12 protein-coding genes are annotated in these 13,772 nt (G+C 72.0%); 1 reads left to right on the forward strand and 11 read right to left on the reverse strand.

Annotated features, from left to right (window positions below):
- Positions 1 to 100: 100 nt before the first annotated feature.
- Positions 101 to 562, reverse strand: a complete 462-nt coding sequence (locus AB0J10_RS26325) for an SRPBCC family protein (RefSeq protein ID WP_363064940.1) — start codon at positions 560 to 562, stop codon at positions 101 to 103.
- A 109-nt stretch (positions 563 to 671) separates the two neighbouring features.
- Positions 672 to 1,052: a VOC family protein gene (locus tag AB0J10_RS26330; protein WP_363064941.1), complete on the reverse strand. Its 381-nt coding sequence runs from the start codon at positions 1,050 to 1,052 to the stop codon at positions 672 to 674.
- A gap of 408 nt (positions 1,053 to 1,460) precedes the next feature.
- Between AB0J10_RS26330 and AB0J10_RS26335 the strand changes: the two genes are divergently transcribed.
- Entirely contained in the window at positions 1,461 to 2,216 is a 756-nt protein-coding gene (locus AB0J10_RS26335; RefSeq protein WP_363064942.1) for a VOC family protein, read from the forward strand.
- Between the two features lie 116 nt (positions 2,217 to 2,332).
- Here the strand turns inward: AB0J10_RS26335 and AB0J10_RS26340 are convergent, their stop codons facing one another.
- The 9 genes from AB0J10_RS26340 to dnaK all read right to left on the reverse strand — a co-directional run bounded on the left by AB0J10_RS26340 (position 2,333) and on the right by dnaK (position 13,520).
- Entirely contained in the window at positions 2,333 to 4,378 is a 2,046-nt protein-coding gene (locus AB0J10_RS26340; RefSeq protein ID WP_363064943.1) for a DUF1996 domain-containing protein, read from the reverse strand.
- Positions 4,379 to 4,634: 256 nt separating this feature from the next.
- Positions 4,635 to 5,522, reverse strand: a complete 888-nt coding sequence (locus AB0J10_RS26345) for a universal stress protein (RefSeq protein WP_363064971.1) — start codon at positions 5,520 to 5,522, stop codon at positions 4,635 to 4,637.
- A 798-nt stretch (positions 5,523 to 6,320) separates the two neighbouring features.
- Entirely contained in the window at positions 6,321 to 6,578 is a 258-nt protein-coding gene (locus AB0J10_RS26350; protein WP_363064972.1) for a UBP-type zinc finger domain-containing protein, read from the reverse strand.
- Entirely contained in the window at positions 6,578 to 7,060 is a 483-nt protein-coding gene (gene trxA, locus AB0J10_RS26355; protein ID WP_363064973.1) for a thioredoxin, read from the reverse strand. The genes AB0J10_RS26350 and trxA overlap by 1 nt, the downstream gene beginning before the upstream one ends.
- A gap of 5 nt (positions 7,061 to 7,065) precedes the next feature.
- Positions 7,066 to 9,714 (reverse strand): ATP-dependent chaperone ClpB, encoded by a 2,649-nt coding sequence (gene clpB, locus AB0J10_RS26360; protein ID WP_363064944.1) that lies wholly within the window; start codon positions 9,712 to 9,714, stop codon positions 7,066 to 7,068.
- Complete coding sequence (locus tag AB0J10_RS26365) at positions 9,705 to 10,109, reverse strand: chaperone modulator CbpM (RefSeq protein WP_363064945.1); 405 nt, start codon at positions 10,107 to 10,109, stop codon at positions 9,705 to 9,707. Before AB0J10_RS26365 ends, clpB begins: the two co-directional genes overlap by 10 nt.
- Positions 10,106 to 11,089, reverse strand: a complete 984-nt coding sequence (locus AB0J10_RS26370) for a DnaJ C-terminal domain-containing protein (protein WP_363064946.1) — start codon at positions 11,087 to 11,089, stop codon at positions 10,106 to 10,108. Before AB0J10_RS26370 ends, AB0J10_RS26365 begins: the two co-directional genes overlap by 4 nt.
- 5 nt (positions 11,090 to 11,094) lie before the next feature.
- Positions 11,095 to 11,610, reverse strand: a complete 516-nt coding sequence (locus tag AB0J10_RS26375; protein WP_363064947.1) for a nucleotide exchange factor GrpE — start codon at positions 11,608 to 11,610, stop codon at positions 11,095 to 11,097.
- Positions 11,611 to 11,618: 8 nt separating this feature from the next.
- On the reverse strand, positions 11,619 to 13,520 hold the full coding sequence (gene dnaK, locus AB0J10_RS26380) for a molecular chaperone DnaK (protein ID WP_363064948.1): 1,902 nt from the start codon (positions 13,518 to 13,520) through the stop codon (positions 11,619 to 11,621).
- Positions 13,521 to 13,772 lie beyond the last annotated feature (252 nt).

Below are 13,772 nucleotides of genomic sequence, written 5' to 3' on the forward strand. Positions count from 1 at the left end.
TCTTCGCCTCCCGCCGCGGGAGGGTGGCGGGAGCGAAGTGGTCCGCCGTGGCGATGGCAGCGGGGTGGGGCGAGGGGGCGGAAAAGGTGGTGGGGACCGGTCAGGTGGTGGGGCGGATCCGTCCGCGCCAGGCCCCGGACTCGTCACCCCGGCCCTCGATGAAGTCCTTGAAACGCCGCATGTCGCCCTTCACCCGCCGGTCGATCATCCCGGTCATGGCCGCGGTCTTCTCGGCGGCGCCGGTGGGTTCGACGTCCATCACCAGCTCCACGCGGGTGTGCGTGTCGTCCAGGCGCTGGAAGCTGACCGTGCCCTTCTGCCTGGTGTCGCCGCCGGTGGTGCGCCAGGTGATGCGCTCGTCCGGGAGCTGGTCCACGATCTCGGTGTCGAACTCCCGGTGGACCCCGCCGATCCTGGTGGTCCAGCGGTTGTGCCGGTCGTCGAGCTGCTGCACCTCCTCGACGCCCTCCATGAAGCTCGGGAACTCCTCGAACTGCGTCCACTGGTTGTATGCGGTGCTGACGGGGACGTCGACCTCGACGGACTCCCTCACCGTGCTCATGACTGCGACTCCTCTCGTCCGCCGCCGTGCGGAGGTGGCCGCCGCACGAACGTGCACGCCCGGCACATACCCGGTACCGGCGGAGCTACCGCCTCCGCCCCGGCCCGGGCTACCCGCGGGCCCGTAGCAGGAAGGAGTGACCCGCCGGGTCGGACAGCAGCCGGGCTTCCCGCGGAGTCCCCCGGTCGGTCACGTCCATCGGGGTCGCCCCGAGACTCACGGCCTCGCGTTCCGCCTCGTCCAGGTCCCCCGGAGGCAGCAGAACCAGCAGATGGGCCTGCTGGGCGTCCTCCGGGCGGGGCCAGCTCGGGGGCGCGAGTCCGTGATCGCGCTGGAACCCCAGTACGGAACCGTCCTCTCCGGCGACCTCGATGAGATCGGGGTCGGACGTCCTCCGCACCTCGGCGCCGAGCAACGCCGCGTAGAACTCGGCCAGCGCCTCCGGCTCGGCGCAGTCGAGGGCGAGCATCGCCGTCTTGGGAACCGCCATATCCCCTCCCCTTCGGCAGGACTTCACGGGTGGGTACAGCGGGTACCCCCGCTCCGAGCCTTCAGTCACGTCCCTGCCCTCGGTCACGGCGAGGCAGTGGGCTCGCGGAGCCGACGGACGCTTCGGGGCCGGCGGGACGCCCCGGTCCCTGGACGGGGCCGCCGCGCACGCGCCCGGCGCGGCTGCGGCACCGGGCACATCGCACAGACCCCGTCGCGCAGCGGCCGGTCTCCTCACGGACGGGCGGGCCCCGGGCACTCGGGGTGACCGGCCCGGCGGGGGCCGGACGAGCGGAGTAGCGTGAGAACTCCAGTCTCGCGTGTCCGGACTCGCGCGAAGTGGAGATGGGCGGCTGTCGTGTCTACGTCAAGTCATGCGCTGTTCGGCGCTCCGTGCTGGGTGAGCCTCATGGCTCGTGACCTGCCGGCTGCGGAGGAGTTCTACTCGAAGGTGCTCGGGTGGGTGTTCCGTCCGACCCGGCTGGGCGAGGAGTTCTCCGTCGGCTTCCTGGACGGCACTCCGGTCGCCGGTATCGGGGCGCTCGCGGACAGCCTGGCGGTCGCCGTGGCGTGGACGCCGTACTTCGCGGTGGACGACGCGGACGCGACCGCGGCACGTATACACGAGCGCAGTGCCACGGTGGCAGTGGGGCCGCTCAGCTTCGGCACCGGCCGGGCCGCGCTGGCCGCGGACCGCGACGGCGCCGTGTTCGGCATCTGGCAGGGCAAGGCCATCCCCGACTGGAGCATGGGGACCGACAAGGCCCCCGCCTGGCTGGAACTGCGCACCCGCGACGCCTTCGAAGCGGCGATCTTCTACGCCGAGGTACTGGACTGGGCCTGCGCACAGCCAGGCTGCTGCCAGGTCGCCTACGAGGAGGACCACGTCGTCCTCCGCCACCAGGGGGACGTCGTCGCCCGGATCACCGGCGGGGCGGCCGGCGAGGCCCCCGACCCGCACATCCGCCCCCGCTGGCACGTGTACTTCTACGTGCCCGACGTGGACTCCGCCGTTCGTACGGCAGTCGGTCTCGGCGGCCGGGTCGCCGCACCGGCCCGACCGACCGGGACGGAGGACTGGATCACCCTCGTCGACCCCGACGGCGGCCTGTTCACCGTCACGTCGAACGACCCGGTGCCGGCGGCTGCTTCCTCCACGCGCTGAGCCCGCCGTCCTCCGGCCTTCGGCCGGCGAACGGGGGCCGGGAGGTGCGGGCGCCCACGGCATCCTGGCCGGCCCCGTGTCGACGGGACCGGCCAGGAGCGGATGCGAGAGCCGTGTCAGTGACGGCGTGCGGACGCGCGCTGCGGACGCCGCGTACGGAGCAGCAGGACTCCCGCGACGAGCAACACGGCTCCGGCCGCGGACGGCCACAGCTGGGCACCCGTCTCGGCGAGCCCGCCGCCCTGGCCCGCGACCACGGGCCCGTTGTCGCCGTTGGGCTCGGGAGCGTTCTCCTCCGCGTCCTTCGTGACCTGGGCGGCGGGTTCGCCGTCGCCCGCACCGGTCTGCGACGAGCCGTTCGACCCGGCGGACGAACCGGCGAGGACTTCGGGGTCCTTCACGTCACCGCCGCCCTCCGGGGCGTTCTGCTCCCCGGAGCCGTCGCCGTCGTCGCCCGAGCCGTCCTGACCGGCACCGGCGGCAGCGCCGGGCTTGTCGTCCCCGCCGGGGGCACCGGGTGCGTCCTGACCGCCGGCTCCACCCTCGGCGGGCGGGTTGTCCCCACCGGGGTTCTGCGGCTCGCCCGGTGCGCCGGGTGCGTCCTGACCGCCACCGTCGTTCGGCGGGGCCGGGTCAGCCGGCTTCTCCCCGTTGCCGGCGTCGCCGTTGTCCCCGCCACCGTTGCCGTCACCGCCACCGTTGCCGTCACCGCCGTCGGCGGGAGGTGCGCCCGCATCGCCGGGACCGCACTCGCGGCCCTCGTTGATGCAGCTCACCAGCTCCTCCATCAGGTTCTCGTCGAAGACGTTGATGAAGTCGCCGTGGTCGGTGATGGGCTTGTGCAGCTGCTCCGGGAAGGAGTCGACCGCGAAGACGCTCGGGTTCGCCCCGTCGAAGACCGGCGGCGGCACGTCGTAGACGATGCGCTGCACGAGCTGCGGAATGGCCCGGAAGCCATTGGGGCAGGCACCGTTGTCCTGGGCGAAGGCGACATGGGTCCGGTGGTTGGCGCTGTCGGTGTTCTGGCCGTCCCAGCAGCTCTGGAACTTGAAGGTCCGCACCACCTGGCTGCCCTCGGGGCAGATCGGGTACTTGTCCTTCAGCTGGCGGTCCTCGAACCCGGTGCAGCTCCACGACGCGTTCGCGTTCGCGTCACCGTTGACGAACGCCTTGGCATCGCCGGTGATGATCCGGAGGAACCGCGGCATCGCCGTCACCTTGGACCGCGGGTTGCCGACGAAGTTCAGCGTGACCTGCGACGGCGTCTGGATCTCGCCGACGTTCTGGTCCTTGCCGCCGCCGTCGGCGTTGGCGTCGTTCTCCTGCTGGCCGTTCTGCAGCCGCAGCACCGGCCAGTAGTACGTCGACCTGTCGCCCTGGTCCACACAGGTCGTCTGCCCGTTGGCGAGGTCGTCGTCGCTGGCGAAGGCGTCGTTGGCCTGGTTGCCCACGTAGTCGTGCATGTGGTGGGCGCCGTTGGCGACACCGGGAGCGACGATCACGTTGTCCGGGTTGAACTTCCCGTTCTCGTTCACACCGCACTCGGTCGCGAACGTACCCCGGGACGCGTTCTGCTGATCGGGCGGGTTGTTGACGTTCGGCTGGACGGACTGGATGTCGACGAAGTCGGACTGCTCGGGGCCGTTGCCGGCCTGACCGCCGTTGCCGTCGCCCTGGCCGTTGTCCTGGCCCTGGTCCTGACCGCCGTTGTCCTGGTCCTGGCCGTCGCCCTGACCACCGTCCTGCCCCTCGTTGTCGGCGTCGTCCTCCTTCAACTCGCAGGCCGCCATGGACTCGAGGCCCTTCGGGCGTTCGCCGGACCGGCCGATCGCCGTCGAGATGCGGTCGAGGCTGGCCGTCCGCTTGTCCTCCAGCGGACCGAGGACCGCGTTCTCTGCGAACTTCGGGTCCCGCGCGACCTGTTCCTTCTGCTCGGCGAACCGCTTGTACGCCTCCGTGATCTGGCTGTCCATCGCGGCCAGTTCCTTGTCGACCTCCTGCCGAGCCGCGTCCGGCACCTCCGAGATCCCGTTCGCGACCTCAGGACACTTGATGGTGGACGCCGCAGCACCGGCTCCGAGAGTCTGGTTCTGCGACTGCCCCCACCCCTCGCCGGCCGAGGCATAGGTGTTGACGGCGATCAGCCCGCCCCCGCCCAGCATGAGCGCGATCGAGGCCGCAACTACTCTCCTGCCGCCCGTTGAGCGTCTGCGTGCACTTCTTCTCAATGGAACTCCTGTGCGTCTCTGCCGGTTCGCGCGTGGACGCGAACGGCTGTGGGGGACCCGCTGAGTTCCATACGGACGCGTGCCGCCGAGTGTTCAAAGCAGTCCGCAACTCGTCGCCCCCCTGGGGGGTGGGACGGCCACCGGAGGCACTTACTCGCAGCCCCGCGGCGGGCCCCGGGACACCGCGGCTTCAGCCGCCGGCGCCGCTGCCACGCACCACGGCGACGGGGCAGGCAGCATGATGGAGCATGGCCTGACTCACCGATCCCAGCAGCAGCCCCTTGAAGCCCCCGCGCCCCCGGGCACCGACCACGAGGACCTGGGCCGACGCGCTCGCGTCGATCAGAGCCTTCCGTGTGTCGGCCCGCACGACCTGGTGCTCAACCGGGACACCCGGATAACTCGCCGGCCGGCCCGCCAGCGCCTCCGCCAGCAGACGTTCCTCCGCCTCCATGAGCGCGCCCGGTGGATTGGCGTACGGCATCGAGGGGTCCTGCGGGGGCGGAAGCGGAGCGTTCCACGGCGTGAAGGCGTGGAGGGCGAGCACTCCGGTCCCGCGCAACGCGGCCTCCGCGAAGGCGAAGTCGACCGCCGCCTCACTCGCGGGAGAACCGTCGACGCCCACCAGGACTGGACCACCGCTGTGGGAACGCTCCCGGACCACCAGCACGGGGCATCGTCCGTGCGCCGCCAGATGCACGGCCGTGGACCCGACCAGGAGCCCGACGAAACCGCCCATCCCGCGGGAACCGACGACGACCAGTTCCGCTCCCCGGGACTCCGTACCGAGCACGGTCAACGGCTCGCCCGACACCACGGCGGAGGCGACCTCCACTTCCGGTGCGGTGGCCGCGGCCCGCTCGACCGCTTCGGCCACGAGCCGGTCGGCCGCGTTCCGCAGACCGCCCTGGGGAGGCCCGTACGGCGACGGGCCCAGCGGCACGTGCATCCTGTCCCAGATGAACGCGTGCACGACCCGGAGCGTGGCCCCGCGCCACCGGGCCTCCCGGGCCGCCTCCTCGACCGCGGCCAGACCGGACGCCGATCCGTCCACTCCCACAACCACCAGGCCGCCCATGCCGCCGCCTTTCGACCGGGTCTCCGTCCTCACCACCAGACTCACCTCGGTCGCGTCCCGCCGCCACAGCGGCGGGCCGCTCGGAGCAGACACCCGCACGACCGCGCCACGCGTCCGGCCCCCTCAGCCGCGCCTCCCCCTGAACGGCGGCACGGCGTCCTCGTCGCCCTCCCCGGCCCCCCTCGGCCTCCCCGCCCTCGCCGCATCCGCCGTGCGTGTCCGGTGGTCCCGCACGGCCGAGTCCATACGGCCGAGTCCATGTCGCGCTCCGGCGGAGTCCTGTCCATGGCGGTCGCCAGGTCCTCCAGCGCCTGCAACTGGAGTTCCGCCCCGCGCCGCACCACCCGCTCCTGCAGGCCGCCCTGGCCGTGCACCGCGTGCGCCCAGGCGTCGAGCGCCTCCTCCACCCGGTCCCACTGCGGGTTCCGCCGCTCGCGTACGTCACGGGCGGCCCGGGAGGTGTCCGCCTCCATGGCACGGCGGCGATCGGCACCCAGTAGCCGTGACCCGGGGAGCAGGCTGCCCGTCACATACCCCACCGGGGCCACCACCGCCAGCCGCAGGGCGAGCCCGATCACGACTGCGACCCCGGCGGCCGCACGGATCGCGACCAGGGGTTCGAGCCGCTTGCGTTCGACCGCCAGGCCGGTGCGCCCCGCGGCCGGCCGGGCGGCGGCTGCCGGGTGGGCCGCAGCCCTCGCGTGCGCACGAGGCGGGCCACGTGCGCACGGCGCCGACGTTCGCGGCGTGCGGCCCGGCGCTGCCGGTCCGGGCGCGCGCCCCCAGGAGCCGGGAGGGTCACACCATGGCACCGTCGATGTAGCACCAGCGCCAGTCCTCACCCGGTTCGAAGGACTGCACGATCGGGTGACCCTCGGTCGCGGCGTGCCCGCCGGCGTGCTTGAGCGGCGAGGAGTCGCAGCACCCGACGTGACCGCAGGTGAGGCAGAGTCTCAGGTGGACCCAGCGCGATCCGAGCTGCAGGCACTCCTCGCAGCCCTCGGGAGTGTTCGGCGACACCGCACGCACCATGTCGAGATGCGGATCGGTCTCCATCACGGGCGGCCTCCTTCGGCGGCTTGCGGGAGTCTGTGGCGACCCCGCAGATTGTGTTCGACCCACTGGCGCAGAGCGGATGCGGGAGCCGCGCCCGTCTGTCGGGCGATGACCTCTCCCCGGTCCACAAGGATCAGGGTGGGCACGGCCTGCACCTGGAACTTCTGTGCGATGCGCGGCGACTGGTCGACGTCGACCCTGACCAGCTTGATCCGTCCGGCCAGTTCCCGTGCGACCTGCTCCAGTGCCGGACCGACCGTGCGGCACGGCCCGCACCAGGTGGCCCACAGGTCGACGAGCACGACGGGCGCGGCCTTCTCCGCGACCTGCTCGAAGTCGTCGTCGCCCGCGTCGGCGATCCATGGGAGCGGGGCCCTGCAACTCCCGCAGCGCGGGCGGCCGTCGGCGGCCGCCGGCACGCGGTTGCCTCGCCCGCACTCGGTGCACGCGACCGTTCCGCCGTCCGTGTCGGTCGGGTTCATGGGGCTCACGCGGCCTCCTGGACGGGTCGCGGACGGCTGGGCGCGTCGTCGTAGGTGACGGCGAGTTCTCCGTCCCGCTCGCCGACCCGGACCGTCGAGCCGTCCCGCACGTCACCGCGGATCAGCGCACGGCCGACCAGGGTCTCGACCTCGTGGGATATGTAACGGCGCAGCGGCCGGGCACCGTAGACGGGGTCGAAGCCCTGCTCGGCGATGTGCTCGCGGGCGGCGTCGGTGAGTTCCAGGGTGATCCGGCGCTCCGCGAGCCGGCGGCGCAGATCATCGAACTGAAGGTCGACGATCTTCTTGATCTGTGCCATGCCGAGGGGCTTGAACAGTACGACGTCGTCGACGCGGTTGAGGAACTCCGGCCGGAAGTGCGCCTGCAGATCGCCCATGACCAGGGCCCTGGTCTCGGGCTTGATCTCGCCGTCGGCGGTGACTCCGTCGAGCAGGTACGTCGACCCGATGTTGGAGGTCATGATGACGACTGTGTTGCGGAAGTCGACCGTGCGGCCCTGGGAGTCGGTGATCCGGCCGTCGTCGAGCACCTGCAGCAGGGTGTTGAAGACGTCCGCGTGCGCCTTCTCGATCTCGTCGAACAGGACGACGGAGTACGGCTTGCGGCGGACTGCCTCGGTGAGCTGCCCGCCCTCCTCGTAGCCGACGTATCCCGGGGGCGCGCCGACCAGCCTGCTGACGGTGTGCCGTTCCTGGTACTCGCTCATGTCCAGGCGGATCAGGCTCTCCTCGCTGTCGAAGAGCGCCGCCGCCAGCGCTTTGGCAAGCTCGGTCTTGCCCACGCCGGTCGGGCCGAGGAAGACGAACGAGCCGATCGGCCGCCGCGGGTCCCGGATGCCGGAACGGGCCCGGATGATGGCGTCGGTGACGAGCTTGACCGCCTCGTCCTGGCCGACCACGCGCTCGCCGAGAATCTCGTCGAGGCGGAGCAGCTTCTCGCGCTCGCTCTCCTGGAGCCGGGTGACGGGGATGCCGGTCCACGCGGCGACGATCTCGGCGATCTCGTCCTCGGTGACGACCTCGTGCAGCAGCCGGTTCTCGCCCTGCTTGGCGGCGAGGGAGTCCTCCTCGGCCGCGAGCCGCCTCTCCAGTTCCGTGATCCTGCCGTAGCGGAGTTCCGCGGCGCGGTTGAGGTCGTAGTTCCGCTCGGCCTCCTCGGCGTCCTGCCGTGCCTGCTCGAGGTCCTGGCGGAGTTCCTGCACCCGCCTGATGGCCTGGCGCTCGGCCTCCCACTTGGCGTGCATGGCGTCGGCCTCGGCACGCAGGTCGGCCAGTTCGCGCCGGAGTTCCTCGAGGCGCTTGCGGCTGGCGGGTTCGGTCTCCGTGGCGAGAGCCGCCTCCTCGATCTCCAGCCGGGTGACCCGGCGGGTGATCTCGTCGAGTTCGGCCGGCATCGAGTCGATCTCCGTCCGCAGCCGGGCGCACGCCTCGTCCACGAGGTCGATCGCCTTGTCCGGCAGGTACCGGTCGGAGATGTAGCGGTGGCTGAGGACGGCCGCGGCGACGAGCGCGGTGTCCTGGATCTTCACTCCGTGGAAGACCTCCAGGCGTTCGCGCAGACCGCGAAGGATGGAGATGGTGTCCTCGACGCTGGGCTCGTCCACGACCACCTGCTGGAAACGGCGTTCGAGGGCGGCGTCGGACTCGACGTACTTGCGGTACTCGGCGAGGGTGGTGGCTCCGATCATATGGAGTTCGCCGCGTGCCAGCATCGGCTTGAGCATGTTCCCGGCGTCCATGGCGCCCTCGGGTCCGCCGCCCGCGCCGACGACGGTGTGCAGTTCGTCGACGAAGAGCAGGATCCGCCCCTCGGCGCCCTTGACCTCGCTGAGCACCGCCTGCAGCCGTTCCTCGAACTCGCCCCGGTACTTGGCGCCCGCGACCAGCAGGCTCATGTCCAGGGCGAAGATCGTCCGGTCGCGCAGCCCGTCGGGCACGTCCCCGCGTACGATCCGCTGGGCCAGTCCCTCCACGATCGCCGTCTTGCCGACGCCCGGGTCGCCGATCAGGACGGGGTTGTTCTTGGTCTTCCGGCTCAGGATCTGGATGACGCGGCGGATCTCCGCGTCGCGGCCGATGACCGGGTCCGTCCTTCCACCGCGGGCCTCGGCGACCAGGTCACGGCCGTACTTCTCGAGTGCCTCGTACGAACCCTCGGGGGTGGCGGAGGTGACGCGCTGGTGCCCGCGGATCTGCGTGAGGGCGTCCAGGAACGACTCCTTCGTGACGCCGAACTCCTTGAGCAGCCGGCCCGCGGAGGTCCTCGACCCCTCGTCCACGAGGGCGAGGACGAGGTGCTCGACGGAGACGTACTCGTCCTTGAGCCGCTTGGCCTCCTGCTCGGCGGTGTCAAGCACCTGTGCGAGCCGCTGGGTGATGAACACCTGGCCTGGCTGGGCCCCGGGTCCGGTCACCCTGGGCCGGCGGGCCAGCGACTCCGTCACGGCCCTGCGCAGCCCCAGGGTGTCGACGTCCGCCCGGTCGAGCAGCCGGGGCACCACGCCCTCGGGCTGGTCGACGAGGGCGAGCAGCAGATGCTCGCCGTCGACCTCGGTCTGGTCGAGCCGTCCGGCGATCGTCTGTGCCTCCCGCAGGGCTTCCTGCGACTTCTGGGTCAGCCGGTTCATATCCACGATTCATCACTCCTGGCGCCGGAGTTGCTGCGCCTCAGCGCGTCCTCCAGTTCGCTGATCCGGTCGAGCAGATCGAGCACCAGACCGAGGGAGGCGTAGTCGAGGTGCAGTCCGGCCCGTAGGCGCTGGATGCGGGCCAGTGCCGAGGGGGCGCTCCGGTCGAACCACAGCCGTCCGTCGGCACCTCGGGTCGCGTCGATCAGGCCGAGCGCGACGAACCGCCGGACGGCCTCGGGGTGGAGGGAGGCTCGGCGTGCGACGGCGTCCAGGTCCAGCCGGGGGACGGGATCCATCGCGTAGCGCCGTACGACGACGCTCACGCCCGACTGGCGGGCCGGTGGTGCGGCCGGGCGGTGTCCTGGGGCCCGTCCGGAGGACCGGGGGTCGTGGGTCATCCTGGCTTCCTCGGGTCGAAGGTGGAGTCGGCGGCGAGTCGGCCGAACAGTTCGTGTTCGCTCTCGGAGAGCTTCGGCGGCACCATGATCCGGACCTCCGCGTAGAGATCCCCGTCGCCGCCGCGGGGGTTGGGCATCCCCTGGCCTCGCAGCCGCAGCCTGCGGCCGCTCGACGAACCGCCGGGCACGGTGACCTTCGCCGTGCCGCCGGGAGTGGGAACGGGCACGGTGGCACCGAGCGCGGCCTCCCAGGGTGTGACCGGGAGGACCACGTGGATGTCACGGCCCTCCAGCCGGAACCGCGAGTCCGGTGTGATCCGCACCCGCAGGAGCAGGTCGCCCGGCGACCCGCCGCCGCTCCCCCGGCCGCCCTCCCCGGCCAGCCGGATGCGCTGGCCGTCGACGACCCCGCGGGGAACGGAAACGTCGTAGGTCCGCGGACCGTCCGGTCCGGAGAGGGTGATGCCGCGCCTGCCGCCGTGGTAGGCCTCCTCGACGCCGAGCGGGAGCTCCACCTCCTGGTCCGCGCCTGGCACGGGCCCCCTGGCCCTGGTCCCGCCGCGGCCGAACAGCCCGCCGAACAGGTCCTCGAAGTCCACGCCGGCGCCGCCGTCGTGGCCCTCGTATCCGTCGCCGAAGTCGGACACGAAGCGGACCCGGCGGCCGTCGCCGCCCGGGCCGGCGCCGGTCCGGGTGTACCCCCCGCGGCCGCCCCGGGCACCCGCGGCGGCCGCGGCCCGCTCGTCGTAGTCCTCCGGGACGTCCCGGAAGTGCTCGCCGAACCGGTCGTAGCGGCGGCGCGTGTCGGGGTCCGACAGCACGCCGTACGCCTCGTTGATCTCCCTGAACCGCTCCTCGGCCGCCGGGTCCTTGTTGATGTCGGGGTGGTGCCGGCGGGCCAGCTTGCGGAAGGCCGCCTGGATCTCGTCGGAACCGGCGCCGCGGCCGACCCCCAGCACGTCGTAGTAGTCACGCGCCATGGGCGTCACTCCTGCCGCTTGTTCACCACGACGGACGCGGGACGCAGCTGCCGGTCGCCCTCGCCGTAACCGGGCCGCTGCACCCGGACCACGGTGTTCGGCGCGGCCCCTGGGTCGTCGACGAGACCGACGACCTCGTGCCGGGCCGGGTCGAACGGCACACCCGTCTCCTCGTAGCGGGGGTATCCGAGTCCCCGGAGGACGTCGACGGCCAGATCGCGCACGGCCTTGACGCCCTCCAGCACGGCGGACTGGTCGGATCCCGCGTGCTGGAGGGCGAGTTCGAGATTGTCGACCACCGGAAGCCAGGCGGCGGACGTGCGGGCCCGCTCGTCGCTCCGCTCGCGCTGCAGCTCCCGCGCATGACGCTTGCGGAGGTTGTCCAGATCCGCGAGGGAGCGCCGCCAGCGGTCCCGGACCTCGTCGAGTTCCGCGGTGGGTTCCCCGGAGTCCGGCTGCTCCTGCGCGGCCGGTGCCCGGGTGGGCTCCTCCGGCGGAACGGGTGCGTCGTCGGTGGTCATGTACCGTCTCAGCCCTTGTCGAACTCGGCGTCGATCACGTCGTCGTCGGACCCTCCGACTCCGACCGACGCACCGTCGTCGGCCCCCGCGCCCGGCGCGGCACCGGCGGCGGCACCGGCCCGGTGGGCGGACAACGAGGCGTGGATCTGCTGGAGTTCGGACGTCAGCGACCTGACCCGGTCGGCCGGCGCCTCCTCCTGAACGGCCTGCCGGGCGTCGCCCACCAGGATCTCCGCCCTGGCCTTCTCGTGCGGCGGCGCGGCGTCGCCCAGGTCCCGGAGTGCGCGCTCGACCTGGTAGGCCACGGCGTCCAGTTCGTTGCGGGCGTCGACGGCCTCGCGCAGAGCGTGGTCCTCGCCGCGGTGGCGCTCGGCCTCCCGGACCATCCGCTCCACCTCGCCCTGGTCGAGGTTGGAGCCCTCGCTGATGGTGATGCCCTGCTCGGCTCCCGTGTCCTTGTCGCGTGCCGTGACGTTCAGGATGCCGTTGGCGTCGACGTCGAAGGTGACCTCGATCTGCGGTTCGCCCCGGGGGGCCGGCCGGATGTCCTTCAGCTGGAAGCGCCCGAGGACACGGTTGTCGGCGGCCATCTCCCGCTCGCCCTGGAGGGCGACGACGTCGACGGCCGGCTGGTTGTCCTCGGCGGTGGAGAACGTCTGCGTACGGCGAACGGGGACCGTCGTGTTCCGTTCGACGAGCCTGGTCATCACACCGCCGCGGGTCTCCACGCCCAGCGACAACGGGGTCACGTCGAGCAGCAGGACGTCCTTGACCTCGCCCTTGAGCACGCCCGCCTGGATCGCGGCGCCCAGGGCCACGACCTCGTCGGGGTTCACGCTCATGTTCGGCTCCTTGCCGCCCGTCAGCCGGCGGACGAGGGCCTGCACGGCCGGGATGCGGGTGGACCCGCCGACGAGGATGACCTCGTCGATGTCGTTCCCGGTGACCTTGGCGTCCGCCATGGCCTGTTTGACGGGCTCCAGCGTCCGCTCGACGAGGTCGGAGGTGATCTGCTCGAACGTGGACCGCATGACGGTTTCCGTGAGGTGCTTGGGGCCGGCCGCGTCGGCGGTGATGAACGGAAGGCTGACCTGCGTCTGGGTCACGGAACTCAGTTCGACCTTGGCCTTCTCCGCGGCCTCGAACAGCCGCTGCAGCGCCTGGGGGTCCTGGCGCAGGTCGATGCCGTCGTCCTGCTGGAACCTGTCGGCCAGGTGGTCGACCAGCCGCCGGTCGAAGTCGTCGCCGCCGAGGTGACTGTCGCCGGCGGTGGACCGTACCTCGACCACGCCGTCGCCTACGTCGAGCAGGCTCACGTCGAACGTGCCGCCGCCGAGATCGAACACCAGCACCGTCTCGTGGCCCTTCTTGTCCAGGCCGTAGGCGAGGGCCGCGGCGGTCGGCTCGTTGATGATGCGGAGCACTTCCAGACCGGCGATCCTTCCGGCGTCCTTGGTGGCCTGGCGCTGGGCGTCGTTGAAGTACGCGGGAACGGTGACGACCGCCTCGGTCACCCGCTCCCCCAGCTGTTTGCCCGCGTCGTCGACCAGTTTGCGCAGCACCAGCGCGCTGATCTCCTCCGGTGAGTACAGCTTGCCCCGCACGTCGAAGCGTGCGTTGCCGTGCTCGTCCGGAACGACGTCGAACGCGACGGCCTTGGCCTCGTCGGAAATCTCGTCGTAGCGGCGGCCGATGAACCGTTTGGCCGAGTAGATCGTTCCCTTGGGGTTGAGGATCGCCTGGCGGCGTGCCAGCCGGCCGACGAGCCGTTCCCCGGTGTCGGTGAAGGCGACGACGGAGGGGGTCGTGCGGCTGCCCTCGGAATTCGGGAGGACTGCGGCCTCTCCCCCCTCCCACGCCGCGATCACCGAGTTGGTGGTCCCCAGGTCGATTCCGACTGCCTTGGCCATGAGGTTCTCCTTCGTCGCACGACGCGCGGTTCACAGGTCGGGAAGCGGATGCCCGGGTCGGTGGCACGGGCGCGCGGCTGCGCGGGGGCGGCGCCGCGCCGGAACGGCTCGGCTGGTCGCCGCGTCCGGCGGTCCGGCCGCCGCTCATGGGGCGGGTGCCATCGGCGCCGTCGGCCGGGCGCCTGCTCCGGCGCCGCGCCCCGGACGACTCGCGGCCTGCTCCTGCCACGTCCACACACGGGTCCGCTCCCG

Source organism: Streptomyces sp. NPDC049887 (genome assembly GCF_040656535.1).
In the GTDB taxonomy this organism is placed as follows: domain Bacteria; phylum Actinomycetota; class Actinomycetes; order Streptomycetales; family Streptomycetaceae; genus Streptomyces.

Bases quoted from the DNA above. Each gene is read 5' to 3' on its own strand.
- AB0J10_RS26375 (WP_363064947.1), bottom strand. From the start codon at position 11,610: ATGACCACCGACGACGCACCCGTTCCGCCGGAGGAGCCCACCCGGGCA.
- AB0J10_RS26370 (WP_363064946.1), bottom strand. From the start codon at position 11,089: ATGGCGCGTGACTACTACGACGTGCTGGGGGTCGGCCGCGGCGCCGGT.
- AB0J10_RS26340 (WP_363064943.1), bottom strand. From the start codon at position 4,378: ATGCTGGGCGGGGGCGGGCTGATCGCCGTCAACACCTATGCCTCGGCC.
- trxA (WP_363064973.1), bottom strand. From the start codon at position 7,060: ATGAACCCGACCGACACGGACGGCGGAACGGTCGCGTGCACCGAGTGC.
- dnaK (WP_363064948.1), bottom strand. From the start codon at position 13,520: ATGGCCAAGGCAGTCGGAATCGACCTGGGGACCACCAACTCGGTGATC.
- AB0J10_RS26365 (WP_363064945.1), bottom strand. From the start codon at position 10,109: ATGACCCACGACCCCCGGTCCTCCGGACGGGCCCCAGGACACCGCCCG.
- AB0J10_RS26350 (WP_363064972.1), bottom strand. From the start codon at position 6,578: ATGGAGACCGATCCGCATCTCGACATGGTGCGTGCGGTGTCGCCGAAC.
- AB0J10_RS26330 (WP_363064941.1), bottom strand. From the start codon at position 1,052: ATGGCGGTTCCCAAGACGGCGATGCTCGCCCTCGACTGCGCCGAGCCG.
- AB0J10_RS26345 (WP_363064971.1), bottom strand. From the start codon at position 5,522: ATGGGCGGCCTGGTGGTTGTGGGAGTGGACGGATCGGCGTCCGGTCTG.
- AB0J10_RS26335 (WP_363064942.1), top strand. From the start codon at position 1,461: ATGGCTCGTGACCTGCCGGCTGCGGAGGAGTTCTACTCGAAGGTGCTC.
- AB0J10_RS26325 (WP_363064940.1), bottom strand. From the start codon at position 562: ATGAGCACGGTGAGGGAGTCCGTCGAGGTCGACGTCCCCGTCAGCACC.